The following is a 25,604-nucleotide window of genomic DNA, read 5'->3' on the forward strand; positions in this document are numbered from 1 at the left end:
GCTCGATCCGAGCCCACTCCGCATCGCTCAACCAGGTCAGTTGGCTCGCCATCACCGCCTCCGCTTCAAGCAGAAGCTTTGAATCAGCCAAATCACTCAACCGCAAGCTGATTGAGTACGGACCCTAAGGGAAGAGAACGAGCCGCCGCCGCCGAAGGGTGCACAAAAACTAACTTATTTTTCTGCGTCTTTGCTGCTGATCCGCGCTTTCGTGCGTTAGGTTAACGGGAAAGCCAGGGAACGCCCAGGGAGCGCGATGCCAGATCAAGCGGATTCGACCGTTGGCGGGAGGATATTGCTCGACGAGATCGAGCAATTGCGCACCGCGCTCGAAGCCGCGATCGAAGAGAATGATCGGCTCGCCGAGGACCGCGACCGGCTGCTGCGCCGCGTCTCCGCGCTGTCGCGCGACCTGCAGACGGCCCATGCCGCGCGAGCGGAAGCCACCCCCGCCCCGGCCGCGCAGGTCCGCGAGCATCAGAACCAGGCCGAGATGGAATTGCGCTCCGCCTTCGAGGAGCTGCAGGTGCTGACCGAGGAACTGGAGCTGGCCAACAACAGTCTCCACCACACCAATCAGGAACTCGACGCGCGGATCGAGGAACGGACGTGCCAGATCCAGGAGATCAGCGCCGCATTGCGCTCGACCGAAGGGTCGCTGCGCACCGTCGCCGATCTGGTGCCCGACCTCTTGTGGCGCACCGACGCGGCCGGCGAGGCGGATTGGTTCAACCAGCGCTGGTTCGAATATACCGGCGATTATGCGGCCGATCCGCTCGGCAAGGGCTGGATCGAGGCGCTGCATCCGCTCGATCGCGAGTCGGCGCTGGCCTCCTGGGCCCAAGCGATCAAGGCCGGCACGCCCTGCCAGCAGCAGAAGCGTATCCGCGCCGCGGACGGCGATTATCGCTGGTTCCTCATCCGCGCGGAGCCGATGCGCGACGAGCAGGGCACGATCACCGCCTGGTTCGCCGCGGCGACCGACGTCCACGAACATCATATCGGCATGGAGGCTTTGCAGCAGAGCGAGCTGCGGTTCCGCACCCTGGTCGAAGGCATGCCGCAACTCGTGTGGCGCGCGATCGAGGGCGGGAAGTGGACCTGGTCGAGCCCGCAATGGACGCGTTATACCGGGCAGAAGGAAGAAGCGAGCCACGCGACGGGCTGGCTCGACATGTTCCACCCCGACGATCGCGATCATGCGATCGAGGCGTGGTCGCGCGCGCCGGACGCCGGCAGCCTCGAATTCGAAGGGCGGATCTTCCACGCCGCGGAGGGGCGCTATCGCCATTTCCGCACCCTTGCCTCGCCCGTCCACTTGCCCGAAGGCCCGATCCTCGAATGGCTCGGCACGTCGACCGATGTCGACGATCTGCTCCAGCTTCAGGCGCAGCAGGAAATATTGGTCAAGGAGTTGCAGCATCGCACGCGCAACGTGATGGCGGTGGTGCAGGCGGTCGCCGGTCGCACGCTCAAGGAAAGCCAGTCGCTCGAGCAATTTGCCGAACGTTTCGAAGACCGCCTGCAAGCGCTCGCGCGGGTCCAGGGATTGCTGTCGCGGCGCGCGAGCGGGCTGCGCGTCACTTTCGACGCGCTGGTGCGCGAGGAATTGTCGGCGCTGGTGACGCTGGACGCGGACGGCAACGGCCGGCAGGTCACGCTGCGCGGCCCCGCGGGCGTCCCGCTCAAGTCCGCGCTGGTCCAGACGCTGGCGCTGGCGCTGCACGAGCTTGCCACCAATGCGGTCAAGCACGGCGCGCTGTCACAGCCCGACGGACATCTCGATATCTGCTGGGAAATCCGCGAACCCCAGGCCGATGAGCATCGCTTGTTCATCGACTGGCGGGAAAGCGGGATGAAAGGGATGCGCGACAGCGACGTCCTGCCGCAAAGCGGCGGCTATGGCTGCGAACTGATCGAGCGCGCTCTGCCTTATCAGCTTCGCGCGCGCACGACCTTGGGGATCGACGCGGGGGGCGTTCATTGCACGATCGACGTGCAGGTGCCGGTAGGGGACCGCATCGGGGAGAAAATCGATGGCTAGTCAAACGCTGCAAGGTTGCCGCATTCTGATCGTCGAGGATGAATTTCTGCTCGCGGACGATCTCGCGCATGTCCTCGACGATGCCGGCGCGACGGTGCTCGGCCCGGTGCCCAGCGTGCGCGACGCGCTGGAGTTGATCGCGGGCGAGAAGGCGATCGATTTCGCGGTGCTCGACGTCAATCTGCACGGCGGCATGGTGTTTCCGGTCGCGGATGCGCTGGTCGCACGCAGCGTGCCCTTCGTCTTCGCCACCGGCTATGACGAATGGTCGCTCCCCGAACGTTTCTTCACGGTGCCGCGGCTGGAAAAGCCGTTCCGGCCGGAGCGGCTATCGAGCAAGCTCGAACCGCTCATCTCCTGCGGCGCGCAACAACACCATTAAATCGCCCGGAAAAATCCGCACGGCTGCGATCATGCGTTGAGCGCCGATTCTCGCCAGCTTGATGAAGCACCTAGGGGATTCGTGTGACAATTTGATTGCAGCACGATGTCTCCGCGACGGCGGATGATACTATCTTATTGAATAATAACGCCTTATTTCCGCACACCGTTCTTTGCCGCGGCGCCCGTCACTGTCCCTGAACTGTCACATAACGCGCCTATTCGCGGCGCCACGGGAGACGAAATAGCGCCATGACGCACTTGAAAGGGCGGTTTGATGAGACGGGTTCTTCTGCTTGGCGTGTCGGCGGTATCGCTGACATGCGCGACTCACGCTTGGGCTGATCCCGCCGCGGCGCATCGCTGCGTGAAGGGAAGCAAATCGCGCGCCTGCCGCGCCGCGCGGCGCGGGGCCGGCACCGACAGCAGCGTCCGCGAGGAGATCGCGCAACTCCGTGCCGAAATCGCCGACCTCCGCCAGCAGCTCGCCGAACAGACCGCGACCACCACCCGCCTCGCCGCCGCCCCCGCGCCGGCCCCCGCCCCGGTCCAGACGAGCAACGCGGCCGACACCGCCGCGATCGCCACGCTGACCGAGCAGAATGCCGATCTGCAGCGCCGCGTCGCCAAGATGGAGAAGCCCGATCGCCTGCCGTTCAAGGGCATTTCGATCACGCCCGGCGGCTTCCTCGAAATGACCTCGATCTACCGTACCCACAATCAGGGCGCGGACATCGCCTCCACCTTCAACAATATTCCGTTTCCGCAGAGCCACGTCGCCAATACGCACGAATTCCGCATGACCGCGCGGCAGAGCCGCCTGTCGCTGCTGGCAGAGGGCGATGCGTCGAAGCAGACCCACCTCGCCATGTACGGTGAGTTCGATTTCCAGGCTGCCGGTGTCACCGCCAACTCGAACCAGAGCAATTCCTACAGCCCGCGTATCCGCAACCTTTACGGCACGATCGATCAGAAGCTCGGCAGCGGCGACATCACTGCGCATGTCCTGTTCGGGCAGAATTGGTCGCTCGCCACGATGAATTCGAAGGGCATCACCCCGCGCGCCGAGGTGACGCCGCCGGTGATCGAAGCGCAATATGTCCCCGGCTTCACCTTCACGCGCCAGCCGCAGGTGCGCGTCGCGGTGGATTTCGACAAAAAATGGTGGTTCGCGCTCTCGCTTGAAAATCCGCAGACGACCTTCACCGGCACCGTTCCCTCCGGCTTCCCGGATCTCGTCACCACCGTGCCCGCGGGCAGCGGCTTCGGCGGCAACGGCATCGCGGAAAACGCGATTTCGGCCAATCGCTACCCCGACGTGATCGGCAAGGTCGCTTATGAGGGCAAATTCGCCGGGCGCACGCTGCACATCGAAGCCTTTGGCATGGTGCGCGATTTCTACGAGCGGCTGAACGGGACGAACCATGATGTCCGCGGCTGGGGCGCCGGCGGCAGCATCGGCACCCAGATCATCCCGGGCGTGCTGGACGCGCAGTTCAGCGGCATCGTCGGCGACGGGATCGGACGCTATGGCGCCGCCAATCTCGCCGACGTGACCTTCAACCCCGATGGCACGCTGACGCCGCTGCGCGAATATATGCTGCTCGGCGGGCTCACCGCGCATCCGACCAAGATGCTCGACATCTATGTGTTCGGCGGCGAGGAATGGGAAGACGCGCATTGGTCGACCGTCAACGGGGTCAATTACGGCCTCGGCAACCCGAACTTCAACGGCACCGGATGCCTGATCGAGGGTTCGCCGCTGCCGTGCACCGTCCAGACCAGAGCGGTGAAACAGATCACCGCCGGCTTCTGGCAGCGTGCGTTGCAGGGGCCGTGGGGCCGCGTCCAGCTCGGCCTGCAATATAGCCGCACCTGGCGCGAGACGTTCAACGTCAATCAGGGTGGCGCGCCCACCGCGACGCAGAACATGGGGTTCTTCAGCATCCGCTATTACCCGTTCTGATCGCGGGCTGAACTGTCACAAACTTGTCATCGAATGCGCGCAGAGCGGTTTCGGATGAGCGTGGGGGCTTCCAACGCGAATCAGGCCGCTCGCATTCGGCAGCTTATGGAGCAAATATGTTCAAGAAATTCGTGATCGGCGCCGCGGCCGTGGCCGTTGGGGGCGCCGCGATTGCCGCCGACATCTCGGGTGCGGGGGCGACCTTTCCGGCGCCGATCTACGCGCGCTGGGCGGAAATCTACAGCCAGCAGGCCGGCCAGCGCCTCAACTATCAGGCGATCGGCTCGGGCGGCGGGATCAAGCAGATCAAGGCCAAGACGGTCGATTTCGGCGCCAGCGACAAGCCGCTGAAGCCCGCCGAGCTGCAGGCCGCGGGGCTCTATCAGTTCCCGACGGTCGTCGGCGGCGTCGTGCCGGTGGTCAATTTCAACGGGCTGCGCGCCGGCCGCCTGCGCCTCACCGGGCAGGTGCTGGGCGATATCTTCCTCGGCAAGATCCGCCGCTGGAACGATCCGGCGATCACCAAGCTCAACCCCGAGCTGAAGATCCCGGGCGCGGCGATCACCGTCGTCCACCGGTCCGACGGGTCGGGCACCTCGTTCCTCTTCACCTCCTATCTGGCGATGAAGAACGCCGAATGGGCGAAGAAGGTCGGCGCGAGCGACGCGGTGGAATGGCCCACCGGGCTCGGCGGCAAGGGCAATGACGGCGTGACCGCGTTCGTCAAGCAGACCGCGGGCTCGATCGGCTATGTCGAATATGCCTATGCCAAGCAGAACAAGCTGCCTTACGTCTCGGTGCAGAACAAGGCGGGCAAGTTCGTCGCGGCGGATGCCGCCAATTTCGCCGCGGCCGCGGCCGGCGCGCGCTGGGCGAGCGCCCCGGGCAATTATCTGCTGCTGCTCGATCAGCCGGGCGCGCAGGCGTGGCCGATCACCGGCGCGACCTTCATCCTGCTCCAGCGCAACCAGGCCAATGCGGCCAATGGCGCGGCGGTGCTGAAGTTCTTCGACTGGGCCTATAAGAACGGCGATGCCGAGGCGGCGAAGCTCGATTTCGTGCCGCTGCCGGCCGCGGTGAAGGCCGCGATCCGCCGCCAGTGGGCGACCAACGTCACCTCGGGCGGAAAGCCGGTTTACGTCTCGCGCTGACGCCAGCGACCGGACCGAGCGGCGCGCCTCGCCTCGCGAAGCGCGCCGCTTTTCGGCATTCAATGTAACGGGCAAGGAACTGGGGATGCACAATCCCGCGATCGGCGGGCGGGCGCCGCTGGGGGAAGATATCTTCCGCTGGCTGTGCCTTTCCGCCGCGACTCTGCTTCTCGCGATCCTCGCGGGGGTGGTGGTCAGCCTCGCGATCGGCGGCTGGCCCGCCTTCGCCAAATTCGGGTTGGGCTTCCTCACTTCGTCGACGTGGAATCCGGTCAGCGACATTTATGGCGCGGCGGGGCCGATCGTCGGCACGCTCGTCACCTCCTTCCTGTCGCTCGCGATCGCGCTGCCGCTCGCGATCGGGGTCGCGGTGTTCCTCACCGAATTCGCCCCGGCACGGATCGCGCGGCCGATCGCAGTGGCGATCGAGCTGCTCGCGGGCATCCCGTCGATCGTCTACGGCATGTGGGGATTGTTCGTCTTCGCGCCGTGGTTCGCCGAGAACGTCCAGCAGCCGCTGGCCAATTCGGTCACCCCGGGCTCGCTGATGGATACGCTGACCCAGGGCATCCCCAACGGCGCCAATATCTTCACCGCCTCGATCATCCTCGCGATCATGATCCTGCCCTATATGGCGGCGGTGTTCCGCGAATTGCTGCTCACCGTTCCGGCACAGGTGCGCGAGGCGGGATATGGCATCGGCTGCACCTCGTTCGAGGTGACCGCGCGGATCTCGATCCCCTATGTCCGCACCGGGGTGCTCGGGGTGATCATGCTCGGGCTCGGCCGCGCGCTCGGCGAGACGATGGCGGTCACCTTCATCATCGGCAATGCGCACGGCTTCCCCAAGAGCCTGTTCGACTCGGGCTCGACGATCGCCTCGACGATCGCCAACGAATTCGCCGAGGCGAGCAGCGACATGCACAGCGCCGCGCTGATCGCGCTGGGACTGGTGCTGTTCTTTATCACCTTCGGCGTGCTCGCGCTCGCGCGCCTGTTGCTCGCGAGGTCGATGCGATGACCCGGATGACCGCCCGCGCGCGCCGCCGCTCGATCATCAACACGATCTTCGTCACCGCCTGCGGGCTGACCGCGGTGATCGCGCTCGGCGCGCTGGCGCTGATCGGCTGGTCGCTGCTCACCAAGGGGATCGGCGGGATCAACGGCGATCTGTTCACCATGTCGCAACCCGCGCCGGGTTCGCGCGGCGGACTGCTCAACGCAATCACCGGCTCGGTCATTCTGTGCCTGCTGGCGATGATCTTCGCGGTGGTGATCGGGGTGCTCGCCGGGACCTGGCTGTCCGAATATGGCGGGCGGACCAAGCTCGGCCATGCGGTACGCTTTCTCAACGACGTGCTGCTCTCCGCCCCGTCGATCCTGATCGGCCTGTTCGTATACGAATTGCTGGTCCGCAACGTGGTCGGGCATTTCTCGGCGCTTGCAGGCTCGGTTGCGCTGGCGATCCTCGCGGTGCCGATCGTGACGCGCACCACCGAGGATATCCTGCTGCTCCAGCCCGCCGCATTGCGCGAGGCAGGAATGGCGCTGGGCGCGACGCGCGCCTTCGTCGTGCGCAAGATCGTCTGGCGCTCGGCCGCCACGGGCCTGCTCACCGCCGGGCTGCTCGGCTTCGCGCGCATCTCGGGCGAGACCGCGCCTTTGCTGTTCACCTCGCTCGGCAATCAGTTCTTCAGCGTCAAATTGCTCCAGCCGATCGCGAGCCTACCGACCACCATCTTCCAGTTCGCGCTCAGCGCCTATGAAGACTGGCAGCGGCTGGCCTGGGCGGGCGCGCTGCTGATCGCGGCATCGGTTCTGGCCATCAACATCGCGGGACGCGCGATCATCCACGGGAAATCATCATGAGCCTGCTCGATAGCGAGGCGGTCGAAACCTATGAACGGTCGATCACCGCGCCCCCGGCCGACAATCTGGTGCTCGAGGCGCGCAACCTCGATTTCTTCTACGGCAAGAAGCAGACCCTGTTCGGGGTCGACCTGCCGGTCGAGAAGAACAAGATCACCGCGCTGATCGGCCCTTCCGGCTGCGGCAAATCGACGCTGCTGCGCACGCTCAACCGGATCTACGAGCTCTATCCGGGGCAGCAGGCGACCGGCCGCATCATCCTCGACGGGCAGGACGTGCTGGCGGACAAGGCCGGCATCGCCCGATTGCGGGCGCGGGACGGCGATGCGGTGGAAGTAACGCCGAACAAGATGGACCTCGCCACGCTGCGCGCCCGCGTCGGCATGGTGTTCCAGAAGCCGACGCCCTTCCCGATGTCGATCTACGACAATATCGCCTTCGGGGTGCGCCTCTACAAGCGCATCCGCGGCGCGGAGATGGACGAGATCGTCGAGCGCGCGCTGCGCCGCGCCGCTTTGTGGGACGAGGTGAAGGACAAGCTCAAGGAATCGGGTCTCGGCCTGTCCGGCGGCCAGCAGCAGCGGCTGTGCGTCGCGCGCGGCCTGGCGATCGATCCCGAGGTGCTGCTGCTCGACGAGCCGGCCTCGGCGCTCGATCCGATCTCGACCGCCAAGCTCGAAGACACGCTCAACGAGCTGGTCGGCAATGTGACGATCGTGATCGTCACGCACAACCTGCACCAGGCGGCGCGGCTCGCGCAGCATACCGGGTTCATGTTCCTCGGCCGGATGATCGAATTCGGGCCGACCGAGGAATTCTTCTCCGCGCCGAAGCTCAAGCGCACGCGCGATTACGTCACTGGCCGATTTGGGTGAGATAGAAGATGGACGAAAAGACCGGCAACGGCGATCGCCACACGGTCGCGGCGTTCGACGTGGAGATGGGCGGCCTGCGCGCGGCGGTGATCCGCATGGGCGGGCTGGCCGAATTCGCGCTCGCCAACACGCTCGCCGCGCTTGAGAAAGGCGACAATGTGCTCGCCGCCAAGGTCGTCGAGGAGGATAAAGCGATCGATGCGGCCGAAGCCGAGATCGATCAGCTCGTGCTGCAGACGCTGGTGCGGCGTTCGCCCTTCGCCGACGATCTGCGCGAAGTGCTGATGGCGCACCGCGTCTCGGGCTATCTCGAGCGCGTCGGCGATTATGCCAAGGGCGTCGCGCGACGGCTCGAGCAGGTCCACTCGCCCGCCGAACGGCAGGCGGCGAAGATGCTCGGCGAACTCGGCGCGCGCTCCTACGACATGCTGGTCGGCGCGCTCAATGCTTATGCCGCGCGCGACCCGCAAAAGGCCAAGCAGATCTACGAAAGCGACGCGCGGATCGACGAGGAATATCGCCGCGTGTTCCTCGTCCTGCTGACCCAGATGGCCAACGACGCCGCGACGATCCCGGTGATCGGCCAGCTGCTGCTTGCCGCGAAAAGCCTCGAACGGGTCGGCGATCAGGCGACCAATATCGCCGAGATGGTCTATTTCACCTACACCTCGGAGAAGCTGGAATCGCGCCACACCGCGGGGTGAGCGCCAGCGCCGGTCAGCGTTCGCCGGCCGGCGCGGCTTCCTTCGCACGGTAATAGTCGGCCAGCACCCCGAATGCGATCTTGCGCTGGCCGGTTTCGGAAATCAGCCCCTTGCGGTTCCAGCCCTGCTGGAAATCGGGATTCTGCCGCCGCGGCGAGCGGAAATCCTTGAGAATCCACGGCGACATCCCGCGCAACGTCGGCAGGCGATCGGCCATGCGCAGCGTCTGGCGATAATAATCGGCCTGGAATTCCTCGGAGAATTTCTGCGGGCCGGCGAGATCGTGGAACCCCGCCTTGGCGTCCGCGCCGAATTCGGAAAAGACCAGCGGCTTGTTCGCCGGGACATGCCACACGCTGCCCGGCAGATCGGCGAGGCGATCGGGGGTGTACCAGCCGTTATAGGTATTGATCGCCAACACATCGAGCGCATCCGCCAGCGGATCGGCAAGCGTCATGTCGAGCTTGTCCGGCGATCGTTCGACGAGCAGCGCGGCGCTGACCAGCCGGCTGTCGTCCAGCTTGCGCACGTCCGAGACCAATGTGCGCAGGAAGGTATTGCGCGCCTCGGTCACCGGGGTTTCGTTGGCGACGCTCCAGATCGCGATCGCCGCGCGGTTGCGATCGCGCAGGATGTTTTCCGCGAGCATGTTGCGTGCGGTCGCCAAAGTATCGGGGTTGGACCACGCGACCCGCCAATAGACCGGCACCTCGCTCCACACGATCAGCCCGAGCTCGTCGGCGGTCCGCGTCATCACCTCCGAATGCGGATAATGCGCGAGGCGGACGAAATTGCCGTGCAGCCCGTCCTTGATCTCGCCGAGCAACGCGCGCGCGGCGGCCGGGGTGATCGCGCGGGTCGGATCGGTCCCGAGTTCCTCCTCATGGAGCGAAATCCCCCGCAGGAACACCGGCCGCCCGTTGAGCAGGATATCGGCGCCGCGCACCTCGATCGTGCGGAAGCCGATGCGATCGCGCCATTGATCCTCGCCGGCATCGATCGTCACGTCATAGAGCTTGGGATGTTCGGGCGACCAGCGCACCAGCCCGCGCGGCGCGGCGACGGTCGCGCGCCAATTGCCCGTCGCATCGGTCTTGCCGGCGAGGTCCAGCCCCAGCGCGGCGATGCGCAAATGCACCGCGCGGCCCGCCGCCCCGGCCCCGTCGAGATGCGCGTCGACCGCCAGGCGGCCGTCGCGCGTCAGCCGCACCCAGGCATCGTCGACATAGGTATCGGGCGTGGCGATTAGCCGCACCGGGCGGGTGACCCCGCCGTAATTCTCCCAGTCGGTGACGGGAGGCGGCACCGTCGCTTCGGTCGCCTGCGAATCGACCCCGATCGTAATCTGGTTCTCGCCGTCGCGGAGCCATTGGGTCACTTCGAACGCGAAGGGGGTGAAGCCGCCCTCGTGCCGCCCGAGCGGCCGGCCGTTGAGATAGACCCGCGTCGCATAATTGGCCGCGCCGAAGCGCAGGAAGTACCGCCCCTTGCGCTGCGCCGGCGCGGGGAAGGTGCGCTGATACCACATCAGCCCCTGATAATGACGCAATTCGGGCGCCTCGGTGAGCCACGACGACGGCAGCGTCGTCACCGGCGAGCGCGCGAGATCGAATTCGTAGAGCGTCCGGGTGTCGCGCGCCATCTCACGACGCACGTCGACATCCTGATAGCGCAATTGCCCGCGATCGGGGGGCTCGCCGTGGAAGCCAGCGATCCCGGCGCGGAACGGATCGATCGAATAATGCCACGGGCCGGAGAGGTCCATGCCGCCGCGCAAGTCCGCCGCGACGAGCCGCGGGCCGGATGCCGTGGTGGCGAGCGGCAGTGCCGGCGCGTCGGCGGTCTGCGCCAGCACTGGCGCGGCCCCGAATAGCATCATCGCGATCGCGATCCCGATCCGCATCTTCCACTCCCCTTTTTCGCGTCAGCCGCGGGCGAAGGCGATCCCGCGTTCGACCCCGCGCAATTCCGCCAGCCCGCGCATGCGCCCGAGCAGCGAATAGCCCGGGTTGGTCCGCCGGTTGAGATCGTCGAGCATCTGGTGGCCGTGATCGGGGCGCATCGGGATCGAACGCCCCTCGAGCCGCTGCAGCGCATGCACCGCGCCGATGATCGCGACCATATTGGCGTCGCCTTCAAGATGCGCCGCCTCGTGGAACCCGCCCCCCGCCTCGCGCTGCACCGCGCGCAGGTGAAGGAAACCGATCCGGCTTCCCAGCCGCTCGACCATGCCGGGCAGATCATTGTCGGCACGCACCCCGAACGATCCGGCGCAGAAGCACAACCCATTCGAGGCATTGGGCACCTCGGCGAAGAGATGCGCGACATCCGCCTCCGTGCTCACCACGCGCGGCAGCCCGAAGATCGGGAACGGCGGATCGTCGGGATGGACGACCAACCGGATGCCGACCTCATCCGCCACCGGGCAGACCGCCGCGAGAAACGCGACATGGTTCGCGCGCAGCCGATCGGCATCCACCTCGGCATAATCGAGGATCGCGGCGCGGAATTCGTCGATCGTGAAGCTTTCCTCGCTCCCCGGCAGCCCGGCGAGGATCGTCGCGGCCAGCGTTTCGCGCGCGTCCTCGTCCATTGCGTAAAAGCGCCGCGCGGCCGCCTCGAGCGTGGCGGCATCATAGTCCGCCTCGGCGCCCGGCCGGCGCAGGATATGGAGATCATAAGCCGCCAGCACCTCGGGCTCGAAGCGCAGCGCAAGCGCGCCGTCCGGCAGCGGCCATGCGAGATCGGTGCGGGTCCAGTCGAGCAGCGGCATGAAATTATAGGTGACGACGGTGATGCCGCACGCCGCCAGGTGGCGCAGGCTCTGACGATAATGATCGATCAATTCGTCCCAGTCCGGCCCGCGCGTCTTGATCCCTTCGTGCACGGGGAGGCTTTCGACCACCGTCCAGCCGAGCCCCGCCGCGGCGATCATCTGCCGGCGCGCCTCGATCGCCCCGCGCGGCCAGACCGCGCCGTTCGGCACCTCGTGCAGCGCGGTCACCACCTCGGTCGCGCCGCACTGGCGGATATCCCGTAGCGATACGGGATCGTCCGGGCCGAACCAGCGCATCGTCTGCGTCATCAACATGCCAGAAACCACTCCTCCGGCCCGGTCTTCATCCGCTGCCTCTCAGAAATTGAAGCCGAGCCGCAGCCCGCCGTACCGCCGGAAATCGCGCGGCAACACCGCCTGCGTCGCCTGCAACCCCCCGAAATTGCCCGCAGTATTGACCAGCGACGGGAAATATTGCTGGTCGAACAAATTGTTGATGAAGCCGACCAGTTCCCAGCGGCGCTGCTCGTCGCGCACGCCCAGCCCGATATTGACGATATGATAGCCGCGCTGGAAGGTCTCGGGGTCTTCCGCGACATAATAGACGCTGCTCTGATATTGCCAGTTGAGCTGCGCCACCCCGCGCAGATCGTGGCCGAGCGACGGCGAATAATCCGCCCCGACCGAGAATTTCCACTTCGGCGCCTGTATCGCGCGCGCGCCGGTGAGGTCCTGATAGGCCGGGCGTGCCGGGGTCGTCGGGGTTGCGGGCACCGCCGGGACGCAGCCCTGTGCCTGACTCTGGTTCGGCCAGCATTGCGCGACCGGGAACGACGTATATTTCGCGTCGAGATAGGCCAGCGAGCCGGTGAGGGTCAGATCCCCCAGCCGCGCCGAGCTATCCAGTTCGAGCCCCTTGGTATTGAGACGGCCGACATTGGTCAGACGATAGTTGGAGGTGCCGTCCGACAGCGTCTCGATCGTCTGCGCCTGCAGATCCTTGTAGGTCGTATCGAAATAGGTGAGGTTGACCGTCAGGCGCCGGTCGAAGAACTGGGTGCGCGCGCCGATTTCCTTGTCGCGCGACCGCTCCGGCCGGATCGGCCCCGCCGCGGCGCGATTGGCGTTGAAACCGGTGGTCAGATCGTATGTCTGGCCCTTGTAGCCGGTCGAATAGGTGCCGAACAGCATCAGCGTCGGCGTCAGCTCATATTTCAGGCTGACGCGATAGGTGCCGGCGGTATCCTCCGCGCTGCCGCTGTAGAAGGTATGCGCGAGATTGTCGCGGAAGGTATAGGACACCCGCTCGTTCTGGACCCGCCCGCCGCCGGTCAACGTGGCGTGCGGCAGGAATTCCCAATCCGCCTGGACGAACCCGGCGATCTGGCGCGAGCGCGACGTCGCATCCCAATTGGCGAGCGAGAATTGCGGCCCGCGATAGAAGGGCCGCTCGAAATTGACCCCGGCATAATAGACGCCGACCGTATAGCGGAACGGCTTGTCGCCTGGCGACAGCAGCCGCACTTCCTGTGTCAGCAGCCGCGAGCGGAAGGTGCCGATCTGGTTGTTGCTGCCATAAGGCCCCGGTGCCGAGGTATCGTCCTGATCGAGATAATCGTTGAGCCGGAACTTGTCATAGGAGCTGATCGAGACGAGGTTCATCTCGCCCAGCCCGACCTCGGTGCGGACATAGCCACCGTAGCCGTAATATTTGGTGCGCGAATTATAGTTGTTGCTGATGTCCTGATTGGTCTCGCTGATCGTCACGCCCGGGAAATTGGTCGCTTCGTTGAGCCCCGGCTGATTGCGCAGCAAGGCATTGGGGTTCATGCGGACGAACGGGCGGCCGACGGTGGTGTTGCCGTTGAGATAATTGGCCGAAGCGGTGACGGTCACATTGGACGCCAGCTCCCAGCGCAATTTGCCGCGCAGGTTCACCGCCTCGCGGCCGTTCACCCACTGGTTGTTGAAGAGATTGTGGATGTTGCCGTTGAAGTTCGAATAGCTCCCCGAGACGATATAGCCGAGCTGCTCCGAAATCGGCCCGGAGATGCTGAAATTGCCGCCATATTCCTGATCGGTCGTCGCCAGCAGATTGGCGCGGACATGCAATGTGTCGGTCGGCGCGCGGGTGATGATGTTGATGAGGCCGGCCGACGCCGACTTGCCGTAGAGCGTGCTCTGCGGCCCGCGCAGCACCTCGATCCGCTCGACATCGGGCAGATCGGTGAAGGCGCGCGCCTGGAAGGCGAGCGGCACTTCGTCGACCAGCACCGCGACGCTCGGCTCGACCCCGATGCCGAACGCGAAGGTGCCGACGCCGCGCAGCGAGACGTTGGCGTTGACCGGGTGTTCGGCCGGGCGGACGGTGAGCGACGGCGCGACATTGCCGAGATCCTGGAACTGGCGCACCCCGGCCAGTTCGAGCTGGCTCTGCCCGAGCACCGAGACGGCGAGCGGCACGCTCTGCACATTTTCGGCGCGCTTCTGCGCGGTGACGATGATGTCGCCCATCCCCGACGTCTCGGCGGCGGGCGGCGGCGGCGCGGCGGCGGGCTGCGCGGTCTGTTCGGCATTGGCGGCGGTGTCGGCCAGTGCCGGCGATGCGCCCATCACCAGCGCGGCGACGAGCGCGGCGCGGCAGGTCGTATGGTGGAATCCGGCCATTTCATCCTCCCCTCAATAGCGAGTCGCGGGCTCTTCGACCCGATCGTCTGGGGTGGCAGCTAACAAATGGCCTGACCACACGCAAGCCTTGGTCGGCGATATTGTCCTTGCCACCTCGCCGAAGCTTCGCTGCCTGTTGCCCGTGCAGCACACTGCTGCTAGGCTCGCCAACGACTTATGCCGGCACAAAGATTGATCAGGCCAGTTGGGCAACCCGCCGCCGCGTCGGACGCGCCGGACGGCCGCAAACTCTATCAGCAAGTCGCCGCCGCGGTGGCGGAGGCGATCCAGCGTGGCGAATTCGGCCCCGGGCAGCGCATCCCGTCGGAGCGCGAACTGGCGGAGGAATATAAGGTCAGCCGCCCGACGATCCGCGAGGCGATGATCGCGCTCGAGGTGATCGGTGTGGTACGCTCGCGCCACGGCTCCGGCATCTTCGTCGCGGACAATCCGCCGCTCGACACGCCGATGATCGGGCTCGATATCGGCGCCTTCGAGCTGACCGAGGCACGCCGTCTGTTCGAGGCCGAGGCCGCGGCGCTGGCCGCGGTGACGATCACCGATGCCGAGATCGCGACGCTGGAGCGGCTGATCGGCGAGATGGAGCGCGAAAATCAGGCGCATGTCTCGGGTGAACATGCCGATCGCGAATTCCACCTGACGATCGCGCGCGCCACGCGCAATTCGGCGGTCGCCGATGTCGTGCAATCGCTGTGGGATACGCGCTACAAGGCGCCCCTGTGCATGCATATGCTCGAACGCGCGCGCAGCGTGGGGGTGCAGCCGCGGATCGACGAGCATCAGGAAATCCTCGCCGCGCTGCGCGAGCGCAACCCCAAGGCCGCGCGAAAGGCGATGCGCGACCATCTCGGGCGCGTGATCGACGGGCTGCTCCGCGCCACCGAGATCGACGCGCTGGAGCGCGCCCGCGCCGAGGTGGAAGCGAAGCGCACCGATCTGGCGAAGCGCGTCGCGGTCTGATCGGATCGCGCCGCGTCAGTTGATGATTTCGGCGCGCCTGTCCGACTGTAAGGTCGCCAGCCTTTCTCTCCACATCTCAAGCGCTTCGGGCGTCAGTCTGGTCCAATCTTTGACCTCGCCGACAATCTTGAGCGGCGCGCTGCTGCGATAGGATCGAGTGGGATTGCCGGGAAATTTCTTGTCGGTCACGTTCGGGTCGTTCTCGAACGGCCCGGTCGGTTCCACGGCATAAACACGCGGAATCGCGTCGCCTCCGACGAGTTCCGCCGCGATCTCGGCGGCGAGCCCGGCGCCGTCCACGAGCGCGGTGAAGTAGATGTGGTTCATCACCACCTCAGGCCGATAGTTCGACCGATATCCCGGGGTGAGGAAATCACCCACGCGCAAATCCGCGATCGTGCCGTGAAAGAACGGCCCCTCGTCCAGAACGTCGCTCGTCGTCATCACCTTACCCTGAGCCGCTAGACCCGAACCGTCATGCCCCGCCGTCCTTCATGCTCGGCCGGCACCCCGCCCTCGATCACCAGCGCGCGCGCCTCGCCCGGCGGGAGCAACAGCGTGATCGCATCGTCGCCCCAGCTCCCCGGCCCCTCGCGTCGCACCGTCGCCACGATACGCGATGCATCGGCGTCTCCGCTCACCGTCCAGCGATCGCACGGGCCCTCGCCGTCGCCGGCATCCTCGACGAACGAACAGGCGAACGCGCCCTCGCGCGGGGGAAACAGCCACAATCCGCGCCGATACGGCCCCGGGTGCCACCCACCTTGCGCCAGATCGACCGCAATCCCCGATCCGGCACGGGCGAGCAAGGGCGGCGGCCCGTCGAGCGGTGCGTCGAGCGTTGCGGTGCCGCCGCCGGCGAAGCGCGCCCCGCTCCACACATCGACCCACTCCGCCCCCACCGGCACCCGCACCGCGCGCGTCGCAGCACCCGGCTCGATCACCGGCGCGGCGAGCAGATCCGCCCCGAGCAGATGCTCGTCATTCTCCGCCCACGCCGCCGGATCGCCGGGAAAATCCATCCACACCGGCCGCACCATCGGCGCATAATCAGCATGATAGCGGTGCAGCAGATCGTAGAAGAACGGGATCAGCCGCTGGCGCAGCGCCATCAGCCGCCGGATCGCGGGCAGCGCCTCGGGATACATCCACGGCTCGTTGACGGTGCGATCGTCGTTCCAGCTGTGGATGCTGAAGCGCGGCATCAGCACGCCGGCCTGCACCCAGCGCACCAGCAGCTCTGGCGACGGGGCGGGGCCCGAAAACCCGCCGACATCATGCCCGCTGTTCGACACTCCCGACAAGGCCAGCCCGATCGCCATCCGTGCATTGTAGCGCAAGGTCTTCCATTCGGTGCGATTGTCCCCGCTCCACGTCTGCGCATAACGCTGCAGCCCGGCCATCCCCGATCGCGTGACGACATAGGGCCGCAGCGCGGGAAAGGCCTCTGCCTGTGCCCGTCGCGATGCGCGGGTCATCAGCAGCGGCTGAACCGGGCGCATCGCGGCGGCGGGACGCGCCGTGCCGAAGCCGGCGAAGCGCGCGCGCTTATCCCAGATCTCATATTCATTATTGTCGTTCCACGTCGCGACCATGCCGTGATCGAGCAATGCCCCCTTCACCTGCGCGCGCCACCAGTCCGCCGCGCGGGGATCGGTGAAGTCGATATAGCTCCCTGCCTCGTCCCAGAATTGCGCCTCGACCGGGCGCCCTTCCTCATCGCCGACGAACACGCCCTCGGCCGCGGCCTCCGCATAACGCGGGTGGCTCAGCAGCAGCGCCGGCTTGATATTGGGCACCAGCACGATCCCGGCATCGGCATAGCTTTGGACGAAGCCCGAGGGATCAGGGAATTTGTCGTAATTCCAATTGAATACATAGCGCTTCTCACCGATCGAGGTGTAACCGGACGAAAGATGGAACGAGGTGCAGCCGATATCGTGCTCGGCGAGCTTGTCGATGAACCCCGCCATCTGCACCGCGGCATCGGGCGCGTCGGTATAGCTCATCGTCGAGCCCGAATAGCCGAGCGTCCAGCGCGGCATCAGCGCGGGGCGACCGGTCAGCCAGGTGAAGCGCTGCGTCACCGCGAGCGGATCGGGGCCGGCGATCATCCATAGATCGAGGTCCCCGCTATCGGCGACCATATGGCGATAGGCGCCGTGATAATTGTCCAGCTCGCGCCCGAAATCGAAGGTGACGTCGGCAACCGTGTCGTAAAAGGCGCCGTGGCACCGCCCCTCGGCATCGGCCACCAGCAGATAGGGGATCGATTTGTAGAGCGGGTCGCTGTGCTCCGCATCATAGCCCATCGGATCGAGATTGGTCAGACGAAAGCGTCGCCCGGCGCGATCGCAATCGCCGGTGCGATCGCCCAGCCCGTAATAGCGTTCGCCCGGGCGCCGCGCGCAATAATGATGCGCCCGGCCGTCCCACCAGCCGAAATCATAGGCCTGCGTCGGTCGATCGCTGGCCATCACCTGCCACGCCGTGCCGTCATAATGCGCCCAGGTGCAATGCAGCCCGCGAAGCGCGATCGTCACGCGCAACCGCGCGGTCTCCACGACCAGCGTGACGCCGTCGGTCGCCACACCGAAATCGGGGCAGGCGAAGCCCGACACGCTCATGCGATCGCGCCCCGGCTCGGCGATATCCGCCGCGCCGGGGGCGATCGCCCAACTCGGTGGGCTGGTCAGCGTACCGTCGGTGAGCAGCAGCAGCCGCGCGATATCCTCCTCGAGCACGAAGAGATGCGCCACCGCGCCGGTATCGGCGGTGAGGGTCAGCCGGCCGGGCGCACGGTCGACGAGCGCGAACAGCGGCGGATTGGACAGGGTCGCGCGCTTCATCACTTGGGCTCCGCAGGAATGAGATGTTTGAGGCTGAGGATCAGCACCGCGGCGCCGATCAGATCGAACACCGAAAGCGCGGCGAACAGCGGCGCATAACCGATCCGGTCGGCGAGCTGGCCGATCAGCAACGAGAATAAGAGGCCGCCGATCCACCCCGCCTGCCCGATGAAGCCATTGGCCGTGCCGACTTCCTCCGCGGTGAAGACATCGGCCGACAAGGTATTGATCAACACGGAGATCATCTGATGCGCGAAGCCCCCGACGCAGAATAGCGCGATCGCCGTATAGGGGCTGACGGCGAGCCCGATGCACCCCGGCGCGATCATCAGCACCGCGGCGAGCGCGATCCCCGCGACCCGCGACTGGATCAGCCGCACGCCGAAGCGGCGCATCAGGAACGGCGAGAGATAGCCGCCGAGCACCCCGCCGAGATCGGCAGCGAGAAAGGGCAGCCAGGCGAACAGCGCGATCTGCTTCAGGTCCATCCCGCGTTCGTTCGCGAGATAGAGCGGAATCCAGAAGCTGAAGGTCTGCCACGCCGGCTCGGCGAGGAAGCGCGGTATCGCGATCGCGCGAAACTTGGCGGTGCGCAGGATCTCGCCCGCGGTCGCGCGGCGCGGCGGCACCGGCGGGCGGTCGGCCGCGATCAGCGCCTGCTCCGCCGGCGTGATCGCGGGATGCATCGCCGGGCTGCGGTAGAATGCATACCAGGCGGCCGCCCACAGCAGCCCGACCGCGCCGGTGACGATAAAGGCCACCCGCCAGTCCGCCCATAAGGATACCGCGATCACCACCGGCGGCGCGAGCAGCGCGCCGAGCGAGGTGCCGGCGTTGAACCACCCGACCGCGACCGATCGCTCGCGCGCGGGAAACCATTCGGCGATCGCCTTGATCCCGGAGGGCACCGCGGCGGATTCGGCGAGCCCGAGCAGCCCGCGGAACAGCGCGAGCCCGAGCCACCCCGCCGCCAGCGCGTGGAGCATGTTGGCGACCGACCAGGCGACGCCGAACAAAGCGAAGCCGGCGCGCAGCCCGATCCGGTCGACGATCGCCCCGGCGACCGGCTGCATCACGGTATAGGCAAGCTGAAACGCGCCGACGACATAGCTATATTGCTCGGTCGACATGCCGAGCCCGGTCTTGAGCTGCGGCGCGAGCACCCCGAGCGAATTGCGCGCGAGATAATTGGCGATCGTGCCGACACAGATCAGCGCGACGATCCACCAGCGCAGGTGCGGTATCCGCCGCATGACCTCCCCTCTCCCCGCCCCGTCCAAGGCGGTGTCACCACCCGCCTAGCCAATTCGCCGGCATTTGTCGATATTGGTCAGGCCAATTATTCTTCGGTCGCGATAATCCTGGTGCCGGCGGCCGCGCAGGCGGCGGCGAGCGCCGGATCGTCGAGGCGATCGGTGACGAGATGATCGATCTGCGTCAGATCGGCGATGCGCACCGGCGCGGCGCGGCCGAACTTGCTGCGATCGGCGGCCAGCACCACGCTGCGCGCCTGGGCGATGATCGTCTGCGACACGCGCACCTCGTCGATGTCGAAATCGAGCAACGTGCCGTCATGATCGACCGCCGACGCGCCGATCAGCGCGATATCGACGCGGAAGCCGCGGATGAAATCGATCGCCAGCGCGCCGACCACCGCGCGATCGCTGGCGCGCACGCGGCCCCCGGCCACCACCACCTCGATCGTCGGGCGATCGGCGAGGATATCCGCGACGTTGAGATTGTTGGTGACCACCAGCAGGTTGCGATGACCGACCAGCGCGCGCGCGATCGCCTCGGTGGTCGTGCCGATATTGATGAACAGGCTCGCCCCGTTCGGCACCAGCGCCGCCGCCGCGGTGCCGATCCGCGCCTTGGCCTCGGCCGCGACCTGTCGCCGCGCCTCGCGGTCGAGATTGTCGACCCCCGAGGTGACGATTGCGCCGCCGTGCACCCGCGACAGCAAGGCGCGGCGCGCGAGCAGGTTGAGATCGCGCCGGATCGTCTGCGGGGTCACCCCCAATTCGCTCGCCAGCGTGTCGACCGCCACGCTCCCGGTGTGCCGCGCCAGATCGAGGATGCGCTGCTGGCGCCGGGCGACGACTTCGGGGAGTTCGGTCGCCATCACGCCTGCGCGAGATAAGCGCCGAGCCGCGCGGCGGTGCCGGGCGGCACGTGCAGCGCGAGCTTGCTGCGGCGATAGAGGATATCCTCCGCCGTCCGCGCCCATTCGTGCGTGCGCAGATAATCGACCTCGCGCGTCGTCAGCCCGCCGCCGAGATCCTCGCCCAGATCGGCCATGACCCGCGCGGTGCCCAGCAATATCCGGGCCTTGGTGCCGTAAGCCCGCGCCAGCCGCAGCACCAGCGCCGGCGGGAGATCGGGCCACTCGCGCTGCAATTGCGCGACGAAGGCGTCGAGATCGGCGCCGGGCATATCGCCGCCCGGCAGCACCGCGCCCGCGGTCCACGCCGCCCCTGCCTCGGGAAAGAAGCGCGCGAGCTCGCCCAGCGCATGTTCGGCGAGCTTGCGATAGGTGGTGATCTTGCCGCCGAACACGCTCAGCATCGGGGCGCGCGCCTGGCCCGCATCGAGATCGAGCACATAATCGCGCGTCACCGCCGAGGCATTGCCGGCCTTGTCGTCGTAAAGCGGGCGGATTCCGGCATAGCTCCAGACGATATCCGCCTCGCTTGGGGCATTGTTGAAATAGCGCGCGACCGTCTCGAGCAGATAATGCGTTTCCGCCGCGCTGATCGTGGCGTCCGCCGGGGCGCCGTCCCACGGTTCGTCGGTGGTGCCAACCAAAGTGAACGCGCCCTGATAGGGAATCGTGAAGACGATCCGCCGATCGGGATTCTGCAGCATGAAGGCATGCTCGCCGGCATAGAGCCGCGGGACGACGATATGACTGCCCTTCACCAGCCGCACGCTGCGATGCGCCTCGGCATCGGGCACCCGCCCGAGCACGTCCGCCACCCACGGGCCGGCGGCATTGACCAGCACGCGCGCACGCACGGTCTGCTCGCCCGCCGCATCGACGATCGTCGCGACCCAGCCGCCGTCCTCGCGCCGCGCGGCGAGAAGCTTGGTATGAGTACGGATATCGGCGCCGCGATCCGCCGCGTCGCGCGCGTTGAGCACGACCAGCCGACTGTCGTCGACGCGGCAATCCGAATAGACGAAGCCCTTGCCGCGCGTATCGCGCAGCCCCGCGCCATAAGGCGAGCGATCGAGCCGGATCGTCTCCGTCCCCGGCAACTTCTTCCGCCCGCCGAGATGATCGTAGAGAAACAGCCCCAGCCGCACCATCCACGCGGGCCGCGGCGATTGCGTCTGCGGCAGCACGAAGCGCAGCGGCGAGATGATATGCGGCGCCATCCCCCACAGCCGCTCGCGCTCGACCAGCGCCTCATGGACCAGCCGGATCTCACCATATTCGAGATAGCGCAGCCCGCCGTGGATCAGCTTGGTCGAGGCGGAGGAGGTGTGCGCCGCAAGATCGTCCTGCTCGACCAGCAGCACCGAAAGCCCGCGCCCCGTCGCGTCGCGCGCGATCCCGGCACCGTTGATCCCGCCGCCCACCACCAGCAGGTCGACCGTCGCCGTCGTTTCGTCGCTCATCTCGTCCGCGCCATTCATCCGCTTCGTCCTGCGGCGCGTGATAGCATCGCGCGCGCTAAAACGAAAGCGCGTGTGATCGAACGAACATATAATCTGTACTAAACGAACATCGCGCTACGCAGCGCGGCGAAGGCGGCTCGCTGTTTTGCCGCGCGAGCCGCCTGCCTCCGTTCAGCTTTGCGAGTCGTCGCTCGGCGCGGGCGCGTCCGCGTTGGTGTTGGCATCGGAATTGCCGTCGCCGCCGAGCATTTCCTTGACCTTGCCGACGCCCTCGAAACCGGCGACCGCGGCCGCCGCCTTGGCAAGCAGGCCGGCATTGGGGTCGACCGCCTCAAGCGCCTTGTCCGCCGCGAAGGCGCCGGCGGCTTCCTCGATGAAATTGGTGATTTCACCCATCTTTACGCTCCTTACAGACCGGGATCGGTCCGTCGAAGCATCCGCCAACCCTGCGGGGGAGTCGAATGAATCATCGGTCATGACTTCCCCACCGTCCGGCCAGACGGCAGCGGAGTCGCGCGCTACATGATCATCAGGCCCAACTCGCTCAGGAACTGCGCCGCCTGATCGCGCGAGATGATCGCGCCGCGGAACCGGCTGGCATCCTGCAGCCGCACCCCGCCGATATCCGCACCGCGCAGATCGGCGCCCTCGAACCGCGCGTCGTCGAGGATCGTCTCGCGCAGGCTGCAGGCCTCGAACGAGGCCTCGCGAAAATCGCATCTGCTCAGGTTCGCGTGGGAGAAATCGATCCGCCGCAGCTTCGCCTTGCGGAAGAAGTGCGCGTTCATCTTGGCATTGATCAGAAGCGTCTCGTCGAAATGGACGTGGAGCGCCCGCGCGTCCGTGAGGTCGGCGCCGGTGAGCTTGCACCGCTCGATCCGGGCGCCCTCCAGACATGCGCGTTTGAGCGAGGTGTTGTTGAAATCGCACGCGATCAATGTCGCGTCGGTGAAATCCGCGCCGGTGAAATTGGCGAAGGCGCCGCGGCATGATTGCCAGTCGGTGCGTTCGAGCGTCGCGCCGGCGAGATCGGTCTTGCGGAAACTGCAGCGCTCGAACGTCCAGTCGGAAAGATCGAGCCGCGACAGGTCCACCGCTTCGAGATCGCAGTCGACGAGCTTTTGCGGCGTGCCGGCGAGGCGCTCGATCGCGCGCCGGTCGAGTTGCTGTCCGCGAACGGCGCTGTCGGCGAAAAGATCGTCCACCGCGCGGGATTATCCCTTCACCACCGGTCGAAGCGCGTCGGTCTGTTGCCCCAGCAACGGCGCGGGGCGCGCAGGCGATTTGTCCTGCGCCGCGAACCGCACCGGCGAGGCCATCGTGAAATAACCGCCCTCGCTCGGATGCTCTTCGCGCGAAAAGAAGCCGGTGGCGGCAAGGTGCGGGTCCTGCATGATATCGGCGAGATCGCGGACCGCCTGCGCCGGGATTTGCGCGGCATGGCATCGCGCGAGCAGATCGGCGGTCGCGAAACCGGGCGTCAGCCGGGCGACCTCGCGATACATCAGCGCCATATTCTGCACTCTGGCCTTTCGCGTGGCAAAACGCTCGTCCGCGAGGAATGCGGGATTGCCCAGTATCTCAAACGATTTGATCCAGGCATCGTCGTTGTAGAAAACGATGCTGATGAACCCGTCGGCGGTGGGGAACGGCTGCCGGTCGGGATCGAGCTGGCGGGAATAGCCGACCGGGCCATTGGGCGGATCGAAGGTCAGCCCGCCGAGATGCTCGAGCAGCATGAAATGGGTGAAGGCCTCGAACATCGGAATTTCGACCTTCTGCCCCTCGCCGGTGCGGAGCTTGTGGACGATCGCGGCGAGCATCGCATAAGCGCCGTGGAGCCCCGCCACCTTGTCGGCGATCAGCGACGGCAGATAGCGCGCGCGCGGATCGCCGTCGACGCGCGGCAGCAAGGTCGCGGTGCCGGTCGCGGCCTGGATCACGTCGTCATAGGCCTGGAGATCGGCATAGGGCCCATCCTGCCCAAAGCCGACGCAATGCGCATAGATGATCTCGGGATTGAGCGTCCGCACCACGTCATAGTCGAGCCCGAGCCGTTCGACCGCCTTGCCGCGGACGTTGAGCATGAAGACGTCGGCGTCGCGCAGCATCGCCTTCATCGCGGCGAGATCGTCGGGATTCTTGAGATCGAGCGTGACCGATTGCTTGCCGCGGTTGAACGCCATGAACCCCGGGCTCATCCCCGGCGTGACCGCCGCCTTCGCCGACCAGCGAAAGGCGTCGCCCGCGCCGGGCGCCTCGACCTTGATCACCTCGGCGCCGAGATCGGCGAGGATTTGCGTGCAATAAGGCCCGAAGACGACGCTCGTCAGGTCGACGATCCTGATCCCCGCCAGCATCGGCTTGCCGTCAACCGCAATTGTCATGCGCCGCTCCGCTCCTGTTTCGACAAAGGGAGAGGAAACAGGCGGTTCGATCAAGCCTCAATCGTCGTTCGGGTGCGGATCGCGCATCACGCGCCGGGTTTGATCCCCGCGGTCAGCACCCGGATGACATTGCCCCCCATCACCTTGCGGATATCGTCGTCGGAAAAGCCGCGATCGATCAGCGCCTGGGTCACCGCAATCACCTGCGATGCATCGAATTGCGTCGTCACCGCGCCGTCGAAATCCGATCCCAGCCCGACATGATCGATCCCGACCAGATCGCGGACATGCGCGATCGCCTTCGCCACGTCGGCGGGTCTGGTCGAGCAGATCGCGCCGTCCCAATAGCCGATGCCGATCACCCCGCCAGTGCGCGCGACCCCGCGAATCTCCGCGTCGGTGAGGTTGCGGTTGACCTTGCACGTCGCCTGCACCCCGCCGTGGCTCGAGACGAGCGGGCGGCGCGCGATCGCGATCAGCTCGGCGACCGTCTCGTGGCTGGCGTGCGCGACATCGACCAGCATGCCGAGCTTTTCCATCCGCGCGACGACCTGTCGCCCCAAAGGCGTCAGCCCGCCCTTCGCGATCCCGTGCATCGAACCCGAGACATCATTGTCGAAGAAATGCGCCAGCCCCGCCATACGGAAACCCGCGGCATAGAGCCGGTCGAGATTGTCGAGCCGGCCTTCAAGATCCTGCAGCCCCTCGATCGAGAGCATTGCGCCGACCACCGGCCGACCCGCGCGGCGATCGGCGACCAGCTTGTCGAGATCGGCCGCGGTGGTGACGACGCGCATCTGCCCGTCCGACCGCGCGGCGAAGCGCTTGAGCTTCTCGGCATGATAGAGCGAGCGTTCGAGCAGCGAATTCCACGTCCGCACCGGCTGCATATCGGCGATGACGAGCGCGGTGACCTTGTCGGTATCGCCCGAATTGCCGTCGTAATTCTGGTTCCGCGGCGCCTTGGTCACCGAAGAGAAGACCTGCAGCGCATAATGGCCCGCCTGAAGCCGCGGCAGATCGACCTGCCCGCGATCCGAGCGTTTGAGCAGATCGCGTTTCCACAACAGGCTGTCGGCATGCATGTCGGCGACATCGAGCGTCTTGTGCAGCGCTTCGGCATGCGCGCTGACCTTGAGTTCGGTCGGCGCGACCTTGCTGGCCGAATTTTCGACGACACCCGGCGCGAAGGTGAAAAATGCGATCGCGCCGAGCACGAGCACGGCCAATAGGATGATGCCGATCCTGCGCTTCATTGTCGCCTCTCCGATGGTCTTGCCGGTCTTTGCTCGCCGGCCGTCGATATCGATTGGATTCCTCATTCCACAGAAGG

The 25,604-nt window shown here is 66.3% G+C and carries 21 protein-coding genes; 9 read left to right on the forward strand and 12 right to left on the reverse strand.

What is annotated here, in order from left to right:
• Positions 1 to 256 precede the first annotated feature (256 nt).
• From NED98_RS16450 to phoU, 8 genes are all read left to right on the forward strand, one after another.
• Positions 257 to 2,044, forward strand: a complete 1,788-nt coding sequence (locus NED98_RS16450) for a sensor histidine kinase (RefSeq protein WP_265313694.1) — start codon at positions 257 to 259, stop codon at positions 2,042 to 2,044.
• Positions 2,037 to 2,426, forward strand: coding sequence for a response regulator (locus NED98_RS16455; protein ID WP_265313695.1), 390 nt, complete (start codon positions 2,037 to 2,039; stop codon positions 2,424 to 2,426). The genes NED98_RS16450 and NED98_RS16455 overlap by 8 nt, the downstream gene beginning before the upstream one ends.
• Positions 2,427 to 2,702: 276 nt before the next feature.
• A complete protein-coding gene (locus NED98_RS16460) occupies positions 2,703 to 4,391 on the forward strand; it encodes a hypothetical protein (RefSeq protein ID WP_265313696.1) in 1,689 nt (562 codons plus the stop codon).
• Positions 4,392 to 4,507: 116 nt separating this feature from the next.
• Complete coding sequence (gene pstS, locus NED98_RS16465) at positions 4,508 to 5,542, forward strand: phosphate ABC transporter substrate-binding protein PstS (RefSeq protein ID WP_179515452.1); 1,035 nt, start codon at positions 4,508 to 4,510, stop codon at positions 5,540 to 5,542.
• A gap of 85 nt (positions 5,543 to 5,627) precedes the next feature.
• Complete coding sequence (gene pstC, locus NED98_RS16470; protein WP_179515453.1) at positions 5,628 to 6,563, forward strand: phosphate ABC transporter permease subunit PstC; 936 nt, start codon at positions 5,628 to 5,630, stop codon at positions 6,561 to 6,563.
• Positions 6,560 to 7,411: a phosphate ABC transporter permease PstA gene (gene pstA, locus NED98_RS16475; protein WP_265313697.1), complete on the forward strand. Its 852-nt coding sequence runs from the start codon at positions 6,560 to 6,562 to the stop codon at positions 7,409 to 7,411. The genes pstC and pstA overlap by 4 nt, the downstream gene beginning before the upstream one ends.
• Positions 7,408 to 8,286, forward strand: coding sequence for a phosphate ABC transporter ATP-binding protein (locus NED98_RS16480; protein ID WP_179515454.1), 879 nt, complete (start codon positions 7,408 to 7,410; stop codon positions 8,284 to 8,286). The genes pstA and NED98_RS16480 overlap by 4 nt, the downstream gene beginning before the upstream one ends.
• Before the next feature lie 8 nt (positions 8,287 to 8,294).
• Complete coding sequence (gene phoU / locus NED98_RS16485) at positions 8,295 to 8,990, forward strand: phosphate signaling complex protein PhoU (RefSeq protein WP_179515455.1); 696 nt, start codon at positions 8,295 to 8,297, stop codon at positions 8,988 to 8,990.
• Positions 8,991 to 9,003: 13 nt separating this feature from the next.
• On the opposite strand, the gene NED98_RS16490 is transcribed toward phoU, so the two are convergent.
• Genes NED98_RS16490 through NED98_RS16500 form a run of 3 tightly spaced genes read right to left on the reverse strand, consistent with a single transcriptional unit; the run spans position 9,004 to position 14,433 of the window.
• Complete coding sequence (locus NED98_RS16490) at positions 9,004 to 10,893, reverse strand: glycoside hydrolase family 2 protein (protein WP_265313698.1); 1,890 nt, start codon at positions 10,891 to 10,893, stop codon at positions 9,004 to 9,006.
• Positions 10,894 to 10,914: 21 nt separating this feature from the next.
• Positions 10,915 to 12,081 (reverse strand): mannonate dehydratase, encoded by a 1,167-nt coding sequence (uxuA, locus tag NED98_RS16495; RefSeq protein ID WP_265313699.1) that lies wholly within the window; start codon positions 12,079 to 12,081, stop codon positions 10,915 to 10,917.
• Positions 12,082 to 12,123: 42 nt separating this feature from the next.
• On the reverse strand, positions 12,124 to 14,433 hold the full coding sequence (locus NED98_RS16500; protein ID WP_265313700.1) for a TonB-dependent receptor: 2,310 nt from the start codon (positions 14,431 to 14,433) through the stop codon (positions 12,124 to 12,126).
• Positions 14,434 to 14,625: 192 nt separating this feature from the next.
• On the opposite strand from NED98_RS16500, the gene NED98_RS16505 reads away from it, so the two are divergent.
• Positions 14,626 to 15,414 (forward strand): FadR/GntR family transcriptional regulator, encoded by a 789-nt coding sequence (locus NED98_RS16505; protein WP_265313701.1) that lies wholly within the window; start codon positions 14,626 to 14,628, stop codon positions 15,412 to 15,414.
• A gap of 15 nt (positions 15,415 to 15,429) precedes the next feature.
• Here the strand turns inward: NED98_RS16505 and arr are convergent, their stop codons facing one another.
• From arr to NED98_RS16550, 9 genes are all read right to left on the reverse strand, one after another.
• Positions 15,430 to 15,858, reverse strand: coding sequence for an NAD(+)--rifampin ADP-ribosyltransferase (gene arr, locus NED98_RS16510; protein ID WP_265313702.1), 429 nt, complete (start codon positions 15,856 to 15,858; stop codon positions 15,430 to 15,432).
• A 17-nt stretch (positions 15,859 to 15,875) separates the two neighbouring features.
• Entirely contained in the window at positions 15,876 to 18,263 is a 2,388-nt protein-coding gene (locus tag NED98_RS16515) for a glycoside hydrolase family 31 protein (RefSeq protein ID WP_265313703.1), read from the reverse strand.
• Entirely contained in the window at positions 18,263 to 19,516 is a 1,254-nt protein-coding gene (locus NED98_RS16520; RefSeq protein ID WP_265313704.1) for an MFS transporter, read from the reverse strand. Before NED98_RS16520 ends, NED98_RS16515 begins: the two co-directional genes overlap by 1 nt.
• A gap of 86 nt (positions 19,517 to 19,602) precedes the next feature.
• Positions 19,603 to 20,385: a DeoR/GlpR family DNA-binding transcription regulator gene (locus tag NED98_RS16525; protein ID WP_265313705.1), complete on the reverse strand. Its 783-nt coding sequence runs from the start codon at positions 20,383 to 20,385 to the stop codon at positions 19,603 to 19,605.
• Entirely contained in the window at positions 20,385 to 21,884 is a 1,500-nt protein-coding gene (locus tag NED98_RS16530; protein ID WP_265313706.1) for a glycerol-3-phosphate dehydrogenase, read from the reverse strand. Before NED98_RS16530 ends, NED98_RS16525 begins: the two co-directional genes overlap by 1 nt.
• 171 nt (positions 21,885 to 22,055) lie before the next feature.
• The gene (locus NED98_RS16535; RefSeq protein ID WP_265313707.1) at positions 22,056 to 22,280 is read right to left on the reverse strand and encodes a hypothetical protein; all 225 of its coding nucleotides are present in this window, start codon (positions 22,278 to 22,280) and stop codon (positions 22,056 to 22,058) included.
• 122 nt (positions 22,281 to 22,402) lie between these two features.
• Complete coding sequence (locus NED98_RS16540; RefSeq protein WP_265313708.1) at positions 22,403 to 23,089, reverse strand: pentapeptide repeat-containing protein; 687 nt, start codon at positions 23,087 to 23,089, stop codon at positions 22,403 to 22,405.
• Positions 23,090 to 23,098: 9 nt separating this feature from the next.
• Positions 23,099 to 24,271 (reverse strand): CaiB/BaiF CoA transferase family protein, encoded by a 1,173-nt coding sequence (locus tag NED98_RS16545; RefSeq protein WP_265313709.1) that lies wholly within the window; start codon positions 24,269 to 24,271, stop codon positions 23,099 to 23,101.
• 86 nt (positions 24,272 to 24,357) lie between these two features.
• Entirely contained in the window at positions 24,358 to 25,527 is a 1,170-nt protein-coding gene (locus NED98_RS16550; RefSeq protein ID WP_265313710.1) for a dipeptidase, read from the reverse strand.
• Positions 25,528 to 25,604 lie beyond the last annotated feature (77 nt).

The sequence above is a fragment of the Sphingomonas lycopersici genome (assembly GCF_026130605.1).
Classification (GTDB): domain Bacteria; phylum Pseudomonadota; class Alphaproteobacteria; order Sphingomonadales; family Sphingomonadaceae; genus Sphingomonas; species Sphingomonas lycopersici.